This window comes from Hyphomonas sp. UBA3601 (assembly GCF_002375605.1).
Taxonomy (GTDB): Bacteria; Pseudomonadota; Alphaproteobacteria; order Caulobacterales; family Hyphomonadaceae; genus Hyphomonas.
The window spans coordinates 1-1,834 of sequence record NZ_DFME01000018.1 but is presented as its reverse complement, the minus strand read 5'-3'; the positions used below and the strand labels follow the sequence as shown (position 1 = coordinate 1,834).

The following is a 1,834-nucleotide window of genomic DNA, read 5'->3' as shown; positions in this document are numbered from 1 at the left end:
GCGCCGCCATAGGCCTTGCGGGTGATGACGGTGACCTTGGGCACAGTCGCCTCGGCATAGGCGAACAGAAGTTTCGCGCCATGCTTGATGAGGCCGCCATATTCCTGCTTGGTGCCCGGCATGAAGCCCGGCACGTCCACAAAGGTGACAACCGGAATGTTGAAACAGTCGCAGAAGCGGACAAAGCGCGACGCCTTGCGGGAGGCGTCAATATCCAGCACGCCGGCCAGCGTCATCGGCTGGTTGGCGACAAAGCCGACCGTGGAGCCCTCAATGCGGCCGAAGCCACAGAGAATGTTGGCGCCGAATTTCGGGCTGATCTCGAAGAAGTCGCCTTCATCGGCCACTTTCTCGATCAGCTCGCGCATGTCGTAGGGCGAGTTCGGGTTGGGCGGGATCAGCGTGTCGAGGCTGTCTTCCACGCGCTCGGCGGAATCATAGACGGTGCGGACCGGCGGGTCTTCGCGGTTCGATCCGGGCAGGAAGTCGATCAGGCGGCGCATCTGGACCAGCGCCTCGATGTCATTCTCGAACGCGCCATCGACCACGCCGGACTTGGCCGCATGAACGGATGCCCCGCCGAGGGATTCGTGGGTGACTTCCTCGTTCGTCACGGTCTTCACCACGTCCGGGCCGGTGACGTACATGTAAGACGTGTCCTTCACCATGAAGATGAAGTCGGTCAACGCAGGCGAATAGACGTCGCCGCCGGCGCACGGGCCCATGATGACGGAGATTTGGGGGATCACGCCGGAGGAGAGGACGTTCTCCATGAAGATGTCGGCATAGCCGGCGAGGCTGTCGACGCCTTCCTGGATGCGCGCGCCGCCCGCATCGAAGATGCCGACCACTGGCGCGCCATTCATCACGGCGGCCTTCTGGACCTTCACAATCTTGGCGGCATGGGTTTTCGACAGGGAGCCGCCGAAGACGGTGAAGTCTTTCGAGAAGACATAGACGAGGCGGCCATTGATGGTGCCCTGGCCGGTGACAACGCCGTCGCCGGGGATCTTCTGCTCATCCATGCCGAAATCGGAGCACTGATGCTCAACGAACATGTCGTATTCTTCGAAGCTGCCTTCATCCAGCAGCACTTCGATACGCTCCCGCGCGCTGAGCTTGCCTTTGGCGTGCTGGCGTTCGATTCTTGCAGCGCCACCGCCCTGACGGGCCTCTTCGCGTTTGGCTTCCAGCGCTTCGATCACGTCCTTCATGGGGCTCTCCCGGCCTTCTGTTTCTGTTTGCTCCCCCGTGATTATACGGCAGCGCAACAAAGGCAAGTGCGGCGTTAGGCCCTTGAAAACGCAAACGCCCCGGATGTCTGGTCCGGGGCGCCGCGGCAGGGCGATCATTCTGGTCGGCCCGCCGCCAGGGGTGCCGTTGCGTTAGTAGCCGTAGCGGCTGTGGCCGTTCTGGCCGCGATTGCGCGCCTGACCCATTTGCGGAATACCGTCGAGCCGGGCGACCTGTCCCCGCCTAACGAGACAGGTGACGTCGCGTTCCCGCTCGCGGCGGCGGTTCTCGAATTCCACATCATCAAAGCGGATGCGGAACCCATTCGGGCCGATCTGCTGGATTCTGCGGTCATCATCGAAATCGACATCGTGGAAGCCGGCCCGCCATGCCGTGCGACTGATCGCGGCGCGGCAGGCCTGAACGGCGTTGCGACGCAGCTGGCGTTCCTGCCGGAGCGACTGGCCCCATTGATTGGCGCGATACCGGCCATGACGGCCCGTCGGGGCATTGTGGCCGATTTGGATCGACAGGCCTGTCGCGCCAAGCCGGGGCTCAAGTTGGGCGATGCCGCCCCGGGCCGGGTCGGCCATGGCGGGGG

2 protein-coding genes are annotated in these 1,834 nt (G+C 63.5%); both read right to left on the bottom strand.

Annotated elements, in window-relative coordinates; translation table 11 throughout:
* Positions 1 to 1,214: acyl-CoA carboxylase subunit beta (locus B4F73_RS01455; protein WP_290482348.1), on the bottom strand; the 1,214-nt coding region annotated here is incomplete at its 3' end.
* A 171-nt stretch (positions 1,215 to 1,385) separates the two neighbouring features.
* On the bottom strand, positions 1,386 to 1,834 hold a 449-nt coding region (locus B4F73_RS01450; protein WP_290482347.1), incomplete at its 5' end, for a hypothetical protein.